At 44.0% G+C, this 16,184-nt stretch carries 10 protein-coding genes and 1 pseudogene; 3 read left to right on the top strand and 8 right to left on the bottom strand.

Features of this window, described 5'->3' with window-relative positions:
* Position 1: 1 nt before the first annotated feature.
* Positions 2-2,131 (bottom strand): protein-disulfide reductase DsbD family protein, encoded by a 2,130-nt coding sequence (locus HMPREF9420_RS07960; RefSeq protein WP_007135066.1) that lies wholly within the window; start codon positions 2,129-2,131, stop codon positions 2-4.
* 637 nt (positions 2,132-2,768) lie between these two features.
* Here HMPREF9420_RS07960 and HMPREF9420_RS15015 point away from each other — a divergent pair.
* Both HMPREF9420_RS15015 and HMPREF9420_RS07955 read left to right on the top strand, forming a co-directional pair.
* A pseudogene (locus HMPREF9420_RS15015) lies at positions 2,769-2,876 on the top strand (tetrahydrofolate synthase); the annotation flags it as partial.
* Between the two features lie 333 nt (positions 2,877-3,209).
* Positions 3,210-3,536, top strand: a complete 327-nt coding sequence (locus HMPREF9420_RS07955) for a hypothetical protein (RefSeq protein WP_007135064.1) — start codon at positions 3,210-3,212, stop codon at positions 3,534-3,536.
* 467 nt (positions 3,537-4,003) lie between these two features.
* Here HMPREF9420_RS07955 and HMPREF9420_RS07950 read toward each other — a convergent pair whose 3' ends face one another.
* The 7 genes from HMPREF9420_RS07950 to HMPREF9420_RS07920 all read right to left on the bottom strand — a co-directional run bounded on the left by HMPREF9420_RS07950 (position 4,004) and on the right by HMPREF9420_RS07920 (position 14,807).
* Positions 4,004-4,855, bottom strand: a complete 852-nt coding sequence (locus tag HMPREF9420_RS07950; RefSeq protein ID WP_007135063.1) for an endonuclease/exonuclease/phosphatase family protein — start codon at positions 4,853-4,855, stop codon at positions 4,004-4,006.
* Between the two features lie 147 nt (positions 4,856-5,002).
* The gene (locus HMPREF9420_RS07945) at positions 5,003-5,902 is read right to left on the bottom strand and encodes an alkaline phosphatase (RefSeq protein ID WP_007135062.1); all 900 of its coding nucleotides are present in this window, start codon (positions 5,900-5,902) and stop codon (positions 5,003-5,005) included.
* Positions 5,903-5,941: 39 nt separating this feature from the next.
* Positions 5,942-6,769 carry an ROK family protein gene (locus tag HMPREF9420_RS07940; RefSeq protein WP_007135061.1) on the bottom strand — a complete coding sequence of 276 codons (828 nt, stop codon included), beginning with the start codon at positions 6,767-6,769 and terminating at the stop codon, positions 5,942-5,944.
* A 41-nt stretch (positions 6,770-6,810) separates the two neighbouring features.
* Positions 6,811-8,415, bottom strand: a complete 1,605-nt coding sequence (locus tag HMPREF9420_RS07935) for an MGH1-like glycoside hydrolase domain-containing protein (protein ID WP_044078851.1) — start codon at positions 8,413-8,415, stop codon at positions 6,811-6,813.
* A gap of 16 nt (positions 8,416-8,431) precedes the next feature.
* On the bottom strand, positions 8,432-9,562 hold the full coding sequence (locus tag HMPREF9420_RS07930; protein ID WP_081457494.1) for an alkaline phosphatase: 1,131 nt from the start codon (positions 9,560-9,562) through the stop codon (positions 8,432-8,434).
* A gap of 307 nt (positions 9,563-9,869) precedes the next feature.
* A complete protein-coding gene (locus HMPREF9420_RS07925; protein ID WP_007135058.1) occupies positions 9,870-11,603 on the bottom strand; it encodes a RagB/SusD family nutrient uptake outer membrane protein in 1,734 nt (577 codons plus the stop codon).
* A gap of 21 nt (positions 11,604-11,624) precedes the next feature.
* Positions 11,625-14,807 carry a SusC/RagA family TonB-linked outer membrane protein gene (locus HMPREF9420_RS07920; protein WP_187116446.1) on the bottom strand — a complete coding sequence of 1,061 codons (3,183 nt, stop codon included), beginning with the start codon at positions 14,805-14,807 and terminating at the stop codon, positions 11,625-11,627.
* A 955-nt stretch (positions 14,808-15,762) separates the two neighbouring features.
* Here HMPREF9420_RS07920 and HMPREF9420_RS07915 point away from each other — a divergent pair.
* Entirely contained in the window at positions 15,763-15,948 is a 186-nt protein-coding gene (locus tag HMPREF9420_RS07915; protein ID WP_007135055.1) for a hypothetical protein, read from the top strand.
* The last annotated feature ends 236 nt before the right edge of the window (positions 15,949-16,184 follow it).

Raw genomic sequence — 16,184 nt, 5'->3', positions numbered from 1 at the left:
TTTAATTGTTTTTCTGCTCTTTTTTATAAGCGTCGAGACCCTTTTGTAGGAACTTTATGTATGCAGGTATGTCCTCATTATATGAATAACTGCCCACAAGAGGATTGCCTTCGTTGTCTACTGGCACATAGAATGGTTGCGTGTTTGCACCGAACTTACTGCGTTGTAGATAGCTCCACTTGTCGGCAATCGTACGGAGTATGCGTGTCTCTCCATTCTCTTTGACACTTATTTCTTCAGGAAGTTTCGTGTGATCATCTACATAAAGCGAGATAAGCACATAGTCTTTCTCCAACAATTCCATAACGCGTGGGTCGGTCCAAACGGCAGATTCCATCTTACGGCAATTCGTACAACCATATCCTGTGAAGTCAATTAGCACGGGTTTATGCATGGCTTTCGCCGCCGCCATACCTGCTTCATAGTCTGTATACTGTGCCTTTACCACCTTAGTATTAAGATTAAAGTCCTGAGTTTCCATTGGAGGAGCGAACGCACTGGCTGCCTTGACGGGCGCACCCCATAGTCCCGGCACCAAATATACAGAGAAAGCAAGTGAACAAAGACCCAACATGATGCAAGGAACTGGCATTGGTTTTTGAATGTCTCCACCGATTGCATCGCTTTGGAACTTAAGTTTTCCAATGAGATATAGGCCAAGTGCGGCGAAGAGTACTATCCAAATAGCCAGGAAAGCCTCACGACTTAGCAGGTGCCAATGCGATGCCATGTCGGCAACGCTTAGGAATTTAAGAGAGAAAGCCAATTCAATGAAGCCGAGAACTATCTTTATAGTGTTCATCCATGAACCCGACTTTGGAGCGCTTTTCAGCCAACTTGGGAACATGGCAAATAGTGTAAACGGCAAAGCTAAAGCCACTGCAAAGCCAAACATGCCGAAAGCTGGGCCAAGAATTGAACCAGATGTGGTAGAGGCAACAAGCAAAAAGCCGATGATTGGGCCTGTACATGAGAAGCTAACCAACGTCAATGTGAACGCCATTAGAAAGATAGAGAGCAGTCCTGTGGTTGAAGACGCCTTCGAATCAACCGCATTTCCCCACTTCTCGGGTAGCTTAATCTCAAACCATCCGAAGAAACTTAGGGCGAAAACCACAAGCATCAAGAAGAAGAACACATTGAAGAAAGGCTTTGTTGACCATGCGTTCAGCGCCGAAGCACCAAAGAGTTTCGTCACCGCTAAACCCAAAATGAGATAGATAACGACTATAGATATACCATAAGTGATGGCATCTCGTATGCCTTTTCGACGGTCGTCTTTTGCTCGTTTGAGGAAGAAACTCACGGTCATCGGTATAATCGGCCACACACAAGGCGTGAACAAAGCGAGCAATCCGCCCAAAAAGCCCATCATAAAGATATAGGCCCAGCTCTGGTTTTCAACGCCTTTGTCTCCGTTTAACGCCTGAATCTCCTTGATAACAGGCTTCCACAATGCTGCTTTATCAGCCTTAGTGAGCGACGAAGAGGCTGCAGCAGCTACACGAGCCGCACTATCTTGCTGCATCTGTGCAACGCTATTAGCCTGCGATTCGGCCAAATTTCCCATCTCTTCTACCTTTCCTGGGTCTGCAGTTTTTGACATATCACTCAAAGATTCTCCTTGAGTAGCGCCCTGCTTTGCTTCAGCTTTGGCATCTTTTCCTGCTGCTACAGCCGGACTTTTGCCCGATTTTGAAATATCAACACTTGTTGGTGGCATGCAGTTTTGGTCGTTACAAGCCCCATATTCCAAGTAACCTTTCAGCACAAAGTCAGGCTTTGTAAACCTCACTTTCTGTGTAAAAGTCACGCTATGTTCAAAATATCGCAACGTCGTTTCAAAGTTCTTGTCATATGCAGAGATTTCGTTTCCGTGGGCTTGGAGCTTTCCTACAAGCTCAACGCCATCCATTTTGGTCGCTGTATACGTAGCCGATGTCGGCCCATCTGCCCCAAGTCGGGTGGAGTATACATGCCAACCGGCCGCTATTTTCGCTGTAAACACAATCTCAGCTTCAGCCGTTTTGCCCGTCTTTAGTTGTGCGGTGAACTTCACAGGAGACTGAATCTGCGCACTCGCTACAATGACCATCAGTAGCAAAATGCCTGTAGATAATATTCTTCTCATATCATTTTTCAATCTAAGTATATTGTGCAAAAATAATAATTTTTTTTCAATTGTTCTTCAAAACCAATTCTTTTTCATGAGATAAAGTCTTTTTTCGCTTTCTTGACAGACTTAAAAGATGAAATCATCTGTTTGCAAGTAGAGTATGCGTTGAAGCCTATCTTGAATATTTACAAACCAAGTTGCACGATGAAGCGATTTGAAAGCCATCGAACAATCACTTCCCTTGCCTCCTGTTTTTTATCCTCTCACAAATTATTGTCCATCAGACGATTAGCCGCTTCCTATCCATCCACACCATGATTACAGATTCATGGCGCTGTGAAATGCGTCAAACAACGCTACAAACTGCGTTATTTTACCCAATGATTTGTGTCATTTTACGCGGTAAAATGCGTCAAATGGCCGTGTGTTTTGCCGTGTTTTACACGATGATATGCCACAAACCATTTTACGCTTTATTATCAACAATGTCACCATCCCTAACTAACTCCCAAATAACTCCCTCCATTTGCGAGGGTAACTACTCCCCTCTCTCTTCGGGGAGGGGCTGGGGGAGAGGCTGAAAGGTGCTGAAGTCTCGGCTTTGTTTCCCTTATACCATTTCCCCTTTAATTATTAACAACGCCACCCTCATAATTGTTTCACCATGCAACTCGGTACGAGTTGTGTTTTTGATAGCCCGGGGTTGGCTCGTTCCTCGCCAACCCCGGGTAAACGTTCGCAAGGAGATTCAACGCCATAGGTGTTGAGCTTTTTTCGAGAAAACATGGTTATAGTGAGGGGATTCATGGTGGATTACGTTTAGAAAGCGTAACACCGATGGTGTTGATACGTTCTTTTTATATCATGATTGTCATTTTTTTATGCCAAAATTTATGGCAAATTACGCCGAAAAAGCGCAACACCTACGGCGTTGTTCCACGCAAACCATACGTTAACCCAGGGTAGCCTGCACTATCGTTTGGCAACCCTGGGCTATCAAAAGCGCAACACCTACGGCGTTGAAACGTTTATTTTATAATACAATTAATGCCAACATACGAATAAATAAACGCCAAAATGCACTAATATTTCAATGGATATATCCACCATTATAAATGTTGTAACGATGCAACGCCGTAGGTGCCATGCTGGTATTCCAATGAACGTGTTTGGCAATATAAATTTGCTCATGGCGCAACGCCATAGGTGTCATGCTGGTATTCCAATGAACGTGTTTGGCAATATAAATTTACTCATGGCGCAACGCCATAGGTTTTATGCCGGTATTCCCATGAATGTATTTGGCAATTGCAATGCCCGCATGGTGCAACTCGGTACGAGTTGTGTTTTTGATAGCCCGGGGTTGGCGAGGAACGAGCCTACCTCGGGTAAACGTTCACAAGGAGATTCAACGCCATAGGTGTTGAGCTTTTTCTATAAAGACACGCTTACAATGGAACCTTTCATGGCGAATTAATCAAAAAAAGCACAACACCTACGGCGTTGAAACATGCATTTTTCGATACGATTTCTTTCGTTTTTCAACATGATTCAATGGCTTGTCACACGGAAATAACCATTATCAACGACGTTGATTCAAATAATTTGTGAAACAATATGTATCGTGGCATAATTCGACATTAAATATATTATGTCACAATTTGTGTCATTTCATGCGATAATCCGCGTCATTTTGTTGTGTAAAACGCGACATATTACGCGATGATTTGCATCAAATCATTTTACGCTTCATAATCAACGACATCACCACCCACAATTAACTCTCAAACAACTCACTCCATTTGCGAGGGTAACTACTCCCCTCCCTCTTCGGGGAGGGGCTGGGGGTGAGGCTAAAAGATGCTGGTGTCTCGGCTTTATTTCTCTTTATTTCATCTGCAATTTCACCATAACGGGATAATGATCAGAGATGTTTCGGCGTGTTTTTCCAAGCCAATAGCTGTTTGTAAAGATGCCATAGTGCTCGATGTTAAAGTCATTTGAGACAAAGATATGGTCGATACGAGCCATATCCCGATAGTCTTGCATGTAGTCGTTCCATGTTCCTATGGGCGCCATTCGTTGCTTGGCATTGGCATAACAGTCGCGTAAGAGGCCCGAATCTGAAAAGATTTTATAGATTTCATCCGTCTGATCAACGTTAAAGTCGCCTGTAAGGATGACATGATTGTTTTTGGCTATGGCTTTGATTTGATTGAGAATGAGGTGTGCACTCTCTCTTCTTGCCTTCGTTCCAACGTGATCCATGTGGGTATTAAAGAAGAAGAACGTCTTCTTTGAAGCCTTATCTTCAAACTTTCCCCATGTACAGATGCGGATACATGCCGCGTCCCAGCCGAGAGATGGCTTATTTGGCGTCTCAGAAAGCCAGAAATAACCGCTATCTAAGCATTTAAGTGCATCGCTCTTAAAGAAGATTGCCGCATATTCTCCAGCCTCTTTACCATCTTCTCTGCCTACTCCTAACGTGCTGTAATGGTCTAATCCTTTTTGCAAGTCATGGAGTTGGTCGACCAACACCTCTTGCGTGCCGAAGATAACAGGCTGTTCGAAGTTGATGAAGTCGCAGAGATGAGGGCATCGTTGCTTCCAAGCGTTGCCTTCAGCAATATCATCTGGGTTGTTATAACGAATGTTATAAGTGCCTACATAGAATGATTGTGCCATGAGATTACAGCCTAACAGCAGTGTGATAGCGAGGAAAGTGAATCTTTTCATTGGTTGTTTTGTGTTTATGTTTTATTCGATTTACGTTGTTGTTTATTTGTGTTTATTTCTTAATCCGATAGATGTCAAACCATTATTTGCTCTGAACAGGCGCACAAGATTCTTGCAGTGGTCTATTCACGGCATTGTAGCGAGCTTTTATTTTTTAAAGACCTGCGTCATGGATTGACCGCGCCAACACTGTGGCATCTTAAGAGAGAAGATGTCAGCAATAGTTGCTGCGGTGTCAAACTGCATCATAGTTTGTTTGAATTCGCCTGTGTTTTTAACGTTCTTACCAAAGATAATGAACGGAATCTCAAGCTCAACGAGAGATTTTCCGCCATGTTTCTTGCCTATTCCCCCATGATCTGCGGTGACAATGATAATGGAATCGTCGTATATTCCGGCATCTTTCAGCGCCTGAATGATTTGTCCTATGTAGCCATCTACACGGCTTAAAGTCTCATAATAGGCTGGAGTGTCGTGGCCAATAGCGTGCCCCGTGTGGTCAATCTGGTCGAAAATGATAGCCATTAAGTTAGGTTTCTTTGCCTTAATATAGTCTACTGACATGCGACATAGCTGCCCATTGTCTTTCTCATAGTTAGAAGCTACGGCCTCATAGTCTACAGAAAGCGTATCAACAAGGTAGCGTATGCCGTCCCATTCGGCAAGACAACCGATGACAGCCTTAGGATATTGGCGCCGAAGTTCATAGAAAACAGTTGGGAAAACGCCATGTTCGTTGAGCTCCATTGACGGGATTTCGGGCACGCGTGAATTCCAATTGGTGTATCCATGCATTTCAGGTGTTGCGCCACAAAACATAGTATACCAGTTAACGGCAGACTCAGAAGGCAACACACTGCGTTTCTTCAAGGTGTAACATCCCCCTTTCATTAAGCTTTGTAGATTGGGAATGTTGGATGCTTTGGCTACACTGTAGGCGCCCCAACCATCAAGTCCGATGAGAAAAACATGGTTAGCTTTCCATTTTCCCCATGTAGTCAGACAGCATAATAAAGCTATCGACAGCATAATTAGTTTCTTTTTCATAGTTTCTTGGTTTGTGTTTTTATTCTATGTGCAATTCATTTACAATCGAGAAGCACCCAAAAGGCCACAATCTTCGAGTGTAGAGAAGTGGACATGGATATGCTCTATCTCTTTCGGATAAGGGAAATTACTTGCCATCGACTGCATCATTGCGGTCTTGAAGAAGTCAGATCCGCCCGTGATTCCACCGCCAATGATGATTGCTTCGGGGTCGTAGGTGAGCAAAATTGCCTGTAACAGTTTGCCAAGATGCCTGCCAAACTCTTCCCAAATGGCTATAGCCTCAACGTCGTTCCTTTGTGCCCGTTCAGACAACTCAAGCGCATTAAGCCCTCGTTTGTTCATCCATTGGCAGGAACAATAGTGCTCATAGTCGGAGTTTAGATAGGGAAGACATCCTATTTCGCCTGCTCCCGTGTTGCTTCCACGGTAGAGTTTGCCATCAATAACAATGCCTGCACCAATCCCTGTGCCTATCGTTATGCCTACAAAATTACGATATTGTTTTCCAATTCCAAAATGTTTTTCGCCTAAAGCGAAACAATTGACGTCATTATCTACTGCCGATGGGAGGCTAAACTCTTTCTCCATGAGTGCTTTTATCGGTACAATGTCCCAGGAAGGAATGTTTTGTACGTCGTAGACTACACCTTTTTCGTGGTCTATAATCGATGGAACGCCGATACCAATCTTTTCAGTTTCTGGCGTCATTAGTTGTCGAACGAGGTCGAAAAGCTGTTGAACGACGTCGTGTTTCTGGCCATTTGCCTTACACTTTACGGCTATTTTCTGTTTTATTTCGTAGCCTTCTATCCTGGCAGCTCTTATGTTTGTTCCGCCAAGGTCTATTGCAATTGTTGTAGACATGATATTAATGGTTGCTTTATTTGTTTTGTTTTGAATGATGGTTAAAGGGTGGTGGTGCCCGACTTTACCTTAGTTGTCTGCTCCTTTTCACCCCACATAAGCTGCACTTCCACTGGTTTATTCGTCTTGATTGTTACCTTTGGCTTCTCGTTTTGTGATGTTCGCTTAGCCACTTTGATATCCATCAGCCCGTCTTGTCCAAAGGGATAACGACTAATGCCATAGCCGTCGGTCAGGTTTACGTCAATAGTTAGCTTGTTATCTGCGGCATTTGCGCGGATGCCAAAGATGTATTCTATCAGTATTGCAATAGGAGGAAGTCCAGTCCATCCTACGAAATCACGGCGCGCCATGAAGCCCGGTGCAGCGTCTTCTGGGGCATAATATTCCCAAAAGGTATTCGTTTTCTGAAACACTTTGAATACATTTTGATAATGATTCAGGGCGATATCCCACGCCAACCGGCGGTAACCTTTTTCTACAAGACCCGAGATGACCATATAGTTTGTGCCAGGCCACACCCCGCCGAGCCAGTAACGACCATTCGCTTTGTATTTAGGATGGCTGTAAGATAAGGAAGGTATGCGATGAGGACGATTGAATTTGGTGGTATCTTTGAGGTGGTTCACGAGCCGATCAAGCCTATCTTTAGAGAGGACATCAGTGTGAAGAGCCCAAAAAGCGTATATACCTTGCGTGGAACTAAGGCTATCATTGGCAAACAAATCATAGAGAAAACCATCTTTTTCGCTCCACATGTGCCGGTTGATATAGTCAGAAAGGCTCCTAATATCATCTTCAAATTCTTCTATTTCCTGCCAACGCTCTAAGTAAAAGCCCATTTTCAAGAGGATGTTTGCAACCATAATCTGTTGTAAACAGGCATCAAGCCAGACCATATGTCCATTACTATAGATGGTGTTATAGCCCTCGGGAACGCGTGGCATGTTATCCATTCCCGTGCCCCAACCGCTACTCCAGTAAGTGCCATTACGCCAAGTGCGGTTCAATTTTAGCCATTTGTAGTAGGCAGCAAGCACAGGAAACACCATGTTTAGACGCGAGTCGTCGCCAAACTGAATGTAATAAAGCCATTCCGACCATGGAAGTAGGTTGGGACCTGTACTGGTTGGGTCGTAACGTCCAAAGCAATCGCTGCCATCGGCACGTATTTCACGACATATAAAGCCATCAGGATGCTGCTTAGAATAGAAGTTATTGAGGGTGTTTTGAAAGGGAAAGTAACGCCGTCCGTAGCGACAGAACATCGTAATAAAGGCATCATCCCACATGAAGATATTGCCATTATAAGCCGGAGCGATATAACTGGAGACGAAACCTGACTCATCTAAGGGTTGACATACATTCTTAATACCGAGTTGCCAGGCTTTCCAATACATGTCAATCTCCTTAGAATGGCCCTCCCAATAAGGCTCTGGAAGCACTCTTTTGGCGTGTTCAAACGACTCGGGGATTTGTTTTTTGGGTTTCATTGTACGGAAAGCGTTCTCTGCAACGAGGGTTTCCATGACATAAGTATTCTTATAAGGCAACTTATAAAGCGGCGAACCAGACGGCATTAGGTTTTGTCCTGTTGCAGTGATCGCCATGAATGACACGATGAAGCCAATGGTTTTTCTGTGCATTTGGTTTGTAATGGTTTTATATTTTCAGTAGTTTCTTAATCTTCCAGAATATCTCTGTGTTGTCCATAAAGCCTGTAAAGTCTTGCGATCCCGGTCCAAAGGCATAGACAGGGACAATAGTTCCCGTGTGGTCTTTTGTCGAAAAGTTGGCTGTTACGGTTCCCGTTGCCAAGTCACCTCCATGGATTGTCATGCCGCCTGTCTCGTGATCAGCCGTAATTATGACGAGCGTTTCACCATCCTTTGCTGCCCACTGCATGACCTTTCCAATCGTTTGGTCGAAGTCTAAGGTTTCTTTCATCAGCATATCCAACTGATTAAAGTGTCCATAATCATCGAGTTGAGACCCTTCTATCATCATAAAGAAGCCATTCTTATTTTGATTTAACAGTGTGATTCCAGTCAAAGAAGCACGTGCAAGCAGGTCACCTCGCTCGTCGGGTAGTGGCGTATCGACCTCAAAAGGCACACAATAAACCTTACCGCTTTTTACGTTTTGCTGAACGTCTTCAAGCGAACGGGCGATGTAGTAGCCTTTCTTCTGAAGTTCATCAAAGAGGTTTCGTTTGTCCTTTCGATGCTCAAAATACTTTGATCCGCCTCCAAAGACAAAGTCAACTGGGCTGTTTATCATCTCCGAAACAAGCTCTTGTTCGTTATTTCTGTCGTGATTATGGCTGATAAAATCACAGGGAGTAGCATCCCAAAGACGGCAAGTTACGGCAATGCCAGCACTCTTTCCCGACGCTTTTGCATAGTCAACGAGCGACTTTAGCGGTCGCCCCTCGTCATCAACTCCCACAGCATGATAGGCCGTTTTATAGCCTGTAGCCAATGAAGTGCCTCCCGAGCCCGAGTCAGTAATAAGCCGATTGCTCGCAGGAGTAAAGGAAAGACCCGTCGTTTGAGCGTTCTCTATCCATAGATGGCCTCTGTTCACGGTCCAGGCTGCCTGAATATGCATCAAACTCATGCCGTCTCCAATCATCAAAATAACATTTTTCACCTTCTTACCCTTAGGAGGTTGAATCCTCTCTACGCTGTAAGGATGGGCTAAAGTGAACGTCTGTAGTGCACTGTTCTGGGCATATACGACGAAGGTATTCAGCAGAACGGCAGCAGAAATAAAGCATTTTCTTATCATCATGGATTGTAATTTATAAACATTTTGAGCAACATCACCTAAGTGTTTGATTTCTAACATCTTGTAAATTGCGGCATCTCACTTGATGATTTGCGTCAAAACATGTGGTGATTTGCATCAAATTGTAACATCATTTGCGTCAAAACACATTGCCAGAAGCATCATACTATTCAACGAACTGACTCTTAGCACGTTACGAGCTGTTTCGATTGAGGGGCAAACTCATCCATGCAGAGGTAATGTTTTGACACATTACACTCCGCATGTTGGTTTTTAATGCTTTATGTTTTGAGGCGCATTACTTGCTGCATCAGAAGTTAGAAGCGTATCCTTTGTTTTGTTTTAACTTGCCATTTGACTTAATCACCTGGTTGATTTCATACGGCAAAACGCTGTAAGTGCCCCCCGGTTCATAGTCTTTGGCATCACCTTGCCCCGCACCTATGGTGATAACACCATGATAAGTCTTTCCGTTTATCGTGAGCGTAGTGCCATTTGTCACATCAACGGGCGAGTCGGGATTAGTTCTATCCACGTGCTTGATGCCGTGTTTTGCCCCTCTTATCTTTGCAAGTGCATCGAGATTCCAAGCCGCATTGCCTCCTGCTGCCCATCGTTTGAGGTCCATCAGTCTGTCGGTCCATTCAAAAGCCAACTCACAACGACGCTCATGCATGAGTTCTATCATTGTAGGTGCAGTGTAAGTAACGCCTTCCTGGGCGCGGTTTGCAATCCTATTGAGCACAACGGCAGCCGCATTGTTCTGTCCTTGCATAATTAATGCCTCGGCTTTGAATAGCAACAACTCAGAGAAACGCATCAAAGGAACATTCAAATCGGTTGTAGGACGGTCGCCGTTTGTTGAGATATGGCTGTTCTCATAACCCGTAATCTTTCCATTTCCGTCGCGAATGATCTTGCCATAAGAGAATGGTTCCATATACTTCTTAAAGGCAAAACCCACTTCAATGTCAGAGTTTGAATACCATTTCCAGTTTTCTCCGAAGTATTTGAAGCTGTCTCCATAAGCCAATAAGGTAGCATCACGGCGCTGATCTTGGTCATTGTATTCCGCATAAAGCTCCAAAGTAGGCTTCATATAGCCCCATCCGTTGAACACACCCCAGCCTTTATTCTCTAATGAAATGCCTGGAAAGATGCTGCCAGCATAGTTACTTCCTCTTGAGTTTATAGACCAAATATACTCTTTACTCCATTCATTCTCGGCCTTAAACACGTCAGCATAGCTGTTGAGCAAGCCTCTTCCGCCTTCATTTTCGATTTTATCCACAAGCGCAGGTATCTTTGCCCACTGGCTGTTATCATGCTGTGCCCAGTATGCATAGGTTTTAACCATGAAACCTAATGCCGCATCTCGTGTAGCTCTTCCATAGTTATCAGCCGTATAATTCTTAAACCAGTCAAGACAATCTGCTGCTTTCTGCAAGTCTTCTACAATCAAACGATAGTTATCCATGACGGAGTTTTGCTGCTGAGGAACCTCATTTATCTGCCTCTCATAGTCCGAAAAGTCTTCATATTTCACGAAAGGCACGCCGTTATCTGGGCGTCCATAGCGATAGGCTATCATGAAATGGGTGAATGCTCTCATGAAATATGCCTCGCCCAACGACCGCTTTTGCACCGCTGTTCGTTCGTTTTCAGGAATCAAAAGCGCGTGATAGATGATGTTGTTTGCGGCAGACATCGTCTCATACATTTGCTTATAGAACCACTTTATGGAGCCTTCTGAGGAGCCATCCATCTTGAGTTTCGCCAAGTTCATTTGGCTATTGCCTCGGTTTCTGCCGTAAACGATGTCGTCACCAGCACCTTGTTCGTAGAACAAATCACGTCCCCAAGTCTCTTCATAAGCGTAACAATCATATAAAGTGGTTACAGCTTTGATGTAATCTGCATCATTTTTCCAGAAGTTTCCCTCGTTAGGAGTTCCTTCTTTCGTAGTTTCTAACCAGTCACCTGTACAGGAAGAGAGCGTTCCTGCAATCAAAAGGAGAGAAAAGAATATTTTATTTATCTTCATAGTTGTCTGAGTTTTCGATTCTTAGAATTTGATTTTAACGCCCAACGAGATAGTTCTTGAAACAGGATATTGGCCACAGTCCAATCCCACTCCACCTACTTCGGGGTCTATTCCGCTATAAGGCGTGATGGTAAATAGGTTATCACAGCTCAAGGTTAGGTCGAGTGTGCTCTGTCGTTGGTTAAAGAACGCGAGCTTACGCAATAGGTCTGAGAACGAATAACTAATGGAAATGTTCTTCATTCTAAGGTAAGAACCACTCTCAAGATACCAATCTGATATCCTGCCGAAGTTGTCGTTATCGTCTGTCATGGATATACGTGGCACGTCATATGTAGGACCTTCCAACGCCTTTAGAATCTTTTCAGAGCGATTAAAGCTTCCAACGGCTTCATTTAATGTGGTATATTTATAGGCATTGAATAGCTTTGCACCATACGATCCCTGGAACATGAAGTCGAAAGAGAACTTCTTGTAGCTGAAACCTGCACTGAAAGCGTAGGTCATTTTAGGCATTGCATTGCCTCGGAACTCATAGTCTCCCTCACCGATTGAACCATTTTGGTCGATATCTACAAACTTTAAGTCTCCTGCTTTGGCTTTAGGCTGGAGACGTTGTCCGTTAGAATTCACGTAAGCGGCAGCCTCTGCATCTGTTTGAAAGACGCCATCCGTGCGCAAAAGATAATAAGAATAGAGTGGCTTTCCTTCCGAACTGCGATACGGAGTGAGTTCTTTGTAGTGATAATCATCCTCATATGTCCACACAGGTTTACTGCCGTCAGGGTTGGCGGCACCGATATTAGTGAGTCTATTGCGTAGGGTTGCAACATTAGCACTTACATAATAGCCGATGTCTTTACCTATTCGGTCTTTCCACAAGGCTGAAATCTCAAGGCCACGGTTATTTACTTGTCCGTCGTTGATAAGTGGTGACGCGATGCCTATAGTCGTTGGCCAGTTCACATCCTGTGTCTTGATGAGATTCTTTGTATTCTTATTGAAGAAGTCTACACTCAAATTCAGTCGGTTATTGAATAAAACGGCATCCAAACCAACGTCTACTTGCTCTGAGGTTTCCCATGTAAGATTGGGATTAAAGGCATTAGCGAGGAAGATTCCTGCCATCACTCGGTTGTCAATTCCTATCTGACTGCCCACATCAGGCGAATCGTTTGGATAGCGAGTCGATAGTGTTGCCACACCATATCCATAGCCAATAGACCCTAAGTTGCCTATTTTTCCCCAGCTGGTACGTAGCTTTAACATGCTCACTACATTGTTTTTCTTAAACCATGGCTCTGAAGTTATCTTCCAAGCTGCCGTTACTGACGGGAAATCTCCATACTTTTTGCCCCTCGGTAGACGGCTTGCATAGTCTCTTCTCATTGAAGCTGTGAAGAAATATCGGTCAGAATAGCTGTAAGCTCCACGTGCTACATACGACACATTGCGGTCTTTGTAGTACAGATCGTTTGGATTAATGACCTGGGTTCCATTGGAAAAGTACATCATTGAATTGATTTCGTCTTCGAATCCGCGCATAGTTGCGTCGTTAAATCGGTAACTATATTGCGAGGCGGTAGTCGAAACCATCAGTCCTATGGTATGTTTTCCGAAGATACGGTCGTAAGTTAAGGTATTCTCCCAATCCCATTGAGGCTCCCGATAGTTACGATAATAGAGCTCGTTCGTTAGGTTTGGCTTCCCAATCTCTGTGCGTTGAGGACGCCAATAGCGTTGCATATAGTTGGTTTGCATCCAGGTAAAGCGTGAAGTTACATTCAAACCATTGACTGGTTGCACGACATCTAAGAACGTTGTTGAAGTGAAAGTAGAGGCGTGATTGTTATCATACGCGGCCTGAAGGATACGCATTGGGTTAATGGCATCACCATGAATGTTGGCATATTCAGCATACTTCGTCGGCACAGTACCCATATATCCGCCGCCCTCATAAGGGAAAGTGTTTCGTGGAAACATAATAGCGGCGAGGATAACTCCTGATTCTGCACTCGTCGTATTAACGTCTCTAACGCGTCGATCCTTCCAACTTAGGTCCTCACGGATACGTAAGAACTTCGTGATATTCCACAAAGAGTTCAGTCGTGCAGTAACTTGTCGGTTGTAAGTATTAACGAGTGTGCCGTCAGCATTATTGATTTCTAATGACAAACGATTAGAAAACTCGGCGTTACCTCCTGATACTGCTATGTTATGTCGATTGAAAGCAGCTGTTCTGAAGACTTGTTTCACCCAGTCGGTATTGGTCTTTCCATAGATAGGATCACGGCTAATAACATCCCAACCGGCTGGAAGGGTGCTGCCAGCTTGCTGATAAGAGAAGGCACGCACACGCTTTTCGTCTTCCCACCCGAGTGACTTAGGCAGATGCTGTGCGGTAGAATAGCCAAATACTCCATTGTATTCTATAGAGGGTTTGCCTGCCGTGGCCTGCTTGGTGGTTACAAGTATGACACCCGCCGAACCCGCATAAGCACCATAAATGGCTGCCGAGGCGGCATCTTTCAATACGGTTATCGATACAACATCACTCATATTAAAAGGTGCACCGGGTACACCATCAACCACATATAAGGGAGATTCGCCGTTGGGCGAGCCCATTCCACGAATCGTAATCGTTGGTTCGGCGCTGGGATGACCACCATTTGCAACAACCGAAACCCCCGGAATCTGACCTTGAAGCATTTGAGACACGTTGCTTACTGGGCGTTTTTGCAGTTTATCTACATTGTCAACAGTCGCTACAGCGGCTGAAAGATCGCCCTTCTTTGCCTTTCCATAGCCAATGGCTACTACCTCGCCAAGCAGCGAAGCGTCTTCTTCCATCGTGAAATTAAGCTTTCCTCCCTTCTCAATCTTTTTCGTTATATTCTTATAACCAATTGATGAAATCTGCAAAGTACTGCCTGGTGATATCATCAACACATAGTTTCCGTCTAAATCAGTGACTGTACCATTGCTCGAACCCAACTCTCTTACTGTTGCATTTAGAATCGGATTATCGTCAACATCAACAATCCTTCCTGTCACTTTCACCTTGTTTTGCTGCACAATTCCCGAGACTTTAGCTCCTGAAATGCCTCCCATGACAGGTGAAGGAACCAAAAAAGACAAAGCAGATAAGGCTGCTACCGTCATGATTCGGTATCTGCAACCCAGTAGTGTTTTTTCCTTTTCCATTCGTTTAGATTTTAATTTATAAATTTTAGGCTTAACATTCCTACGCATATTGAGACAAAACGTGAGCCGATGAACCATAAAGCAGCACCTTTCCTGCGCTTTGTCATTAGCCGACCAACGTCAGTGTGTCTTGTTTTTCAATGTCTGTAAACGCTCGTTTTCCACGCCAATGCTGCATCGTTTCAGTGAGGTTAACCCACCCTCTACAGCCATTCGCGATGCCATCTGATTCGCGGTGACTCGTCCGAAGAATACGTTTTCATCATGGTTTCATACAAAGCGGAACTTCACCTCATAGGTTTTATGTTTAGGTTTACAAATAAGCATCGACCACAAAGATATATAAAATAAAAGAATATGTTGTTCTTTTTGCACAAATAAATTTCCAAATTGTACACAATTTCATTACTTTCGTAATGTAAGTAGGCTATTTTCACCTTTTCTTTCAGAGATAAACGCACATAAAATACCCCTGTCTTGTCCGTTAACAAGCACGATATTAAAGCGTTACCCGAATGTTTCCATGAAATGCTTTCCCTAAAAACATTCTTTCATATCCCAACCCCCATTTTTCAAAGTGATACAAATGGTGTTGTGAAATGATACAAATCACGCGGTAATTAGCGCCATTTCATCGTGTAAAACGCGGCAGATTGTGCGATGATTTGCATCAAATCGTTTTACCTTTAATTATCAACATCATCACCACCTCTAAATAACCTTCAAATAACTCCCTCCATTTCCATGGCTAACTACTCCCCCCTCTCTTCGGAGAACCATAGGTCGCTGTTCGTGAAGCCTACGAAACGAGGAAAGCAAAGGGCTGGGGGTGAGGCAGAAAGGCGCTGGTGTCTCGGCTTTGTTTGCCTTACACTATTTCACCTTTAATTATTAACAACGCCATGCTCACAATTGTTTCATCTCGCAACTGCGTTGGTATTGCGCCATTATCCCAATGGATGAATTTCGCAATATAAATGCCCTCATGGCGCAACTCGGTACGAGTTGTTCTTCTGATAGCCCGGGGTTGGCGAGGAACGAGCCTACCCCGGGTAAATATTCGCAAGGAGATTCAACGCCATCGGTGTTGAGCTTTTTCTATGAAGGCATGGATATAATGAAACATTTTATGGCGGATTAATCAAAAAAAGCACAACACCTACGGCGTTGGTCCACACAAACCATACGCTAACCCAGGGTAGCCTGCACTATCGTTTGGCAACCCTGGGCTATCAAAAACGCAACACCTACGGCGTTGATACGTTTATTTTATAATACAATTAATGCCAGTATACGAATAAATAAACGCCAAAATGTACTAATATTTCAATGGATATATCCACCATTATAAATGTTGTAACGACGCAATGCCGTAGG

Origin of the sequence: Segatella salivae DSM 15606, from assembly GCF_000185845.1 — a bacterium.
Taxonomy (GTDB): Bacteria; Bacteroidota; Bacteroidia; order Bacteroidales; family Bacteroidaceae; genus Prevotella; species Prevotella salivae.
This window is presented reverse-complemented; position numbering and strand designations above follow the sequence as displayed.

Bases quoted from the DNA above. Each gene is read 5' to 3' on its own strand.
- HMPREF9420_RS07960 (WP_007135066.1), bottom strand. From the start codon at position 2,131: ATGAGAAGAATATTATCTACAGGCATTTTGCTACTGATGGTCATTGTA.
- HMPREF9420_RS07955 (WP_007135064.1), top strand. From the start codon at position 3,210: ATGGATATATCCACCATTATAAATGTTGTAACGATGCAACGCCGTAGG.
- HMPREF9420_RS07950 (WP_007135063.1), bottom strand. From the start codon at position 4,855: ATGAAAAGATTCACTTTCCTCGCTATCACACTGCTGTTAGGCTGTAAT.
- HMPREF9420_RS07945 (WP_007135062.1), bottom strand. From the start codon at position 5,902: ATGAAAAAGAAACTAATTATGCTGTCGATAGCTTTATTATGCTGTCTG.
- HMPREF9420_RS07940 (WP_007135061.1), bottom strand. From the start codon at position 6,769: ATGTCTACAACAATTGCAATAGACCTTGGCGGAACAAACATAAGAGCT.
- HMPREF9420_RS07935 (WP_044078851.1), bottom strand. From the start codon at position 8,415: ATGCACAGAAAAACCATTGGCTTCATCGTGTCATTCATGGCGATCACT.
- HMPREF9420_RS07930 (WP_081457494.1), bottom strand. From the start codon at position 9,562: ATGATGATAAGAAAATGCTTTATTTCTGCTGCCGTTCTGCTGAATACC.
- HMPREF9420_RS07925 (WP_007135058.1), bottom strand. From the start codon at position 11,603: ATGAAGATAAATAAAATATTCTTTTCTCTCCTTTTGATTGCAGGAACG.
- HMPREF9420_RS07920 (WP_187116446.1), bottom strand. From the start codon at position 14,807: ATGGAAAAGGAAAAAACACTACTGGGTTGCAGATACCGAATCATGACG.
- HMPREF9420_RS07915 (WP_007135055.1), top strand. From the start codon at position 15,763: ATGGATGAATTTCGCAATATAAATGCCCTCATGGCGCAACTCGGTACG.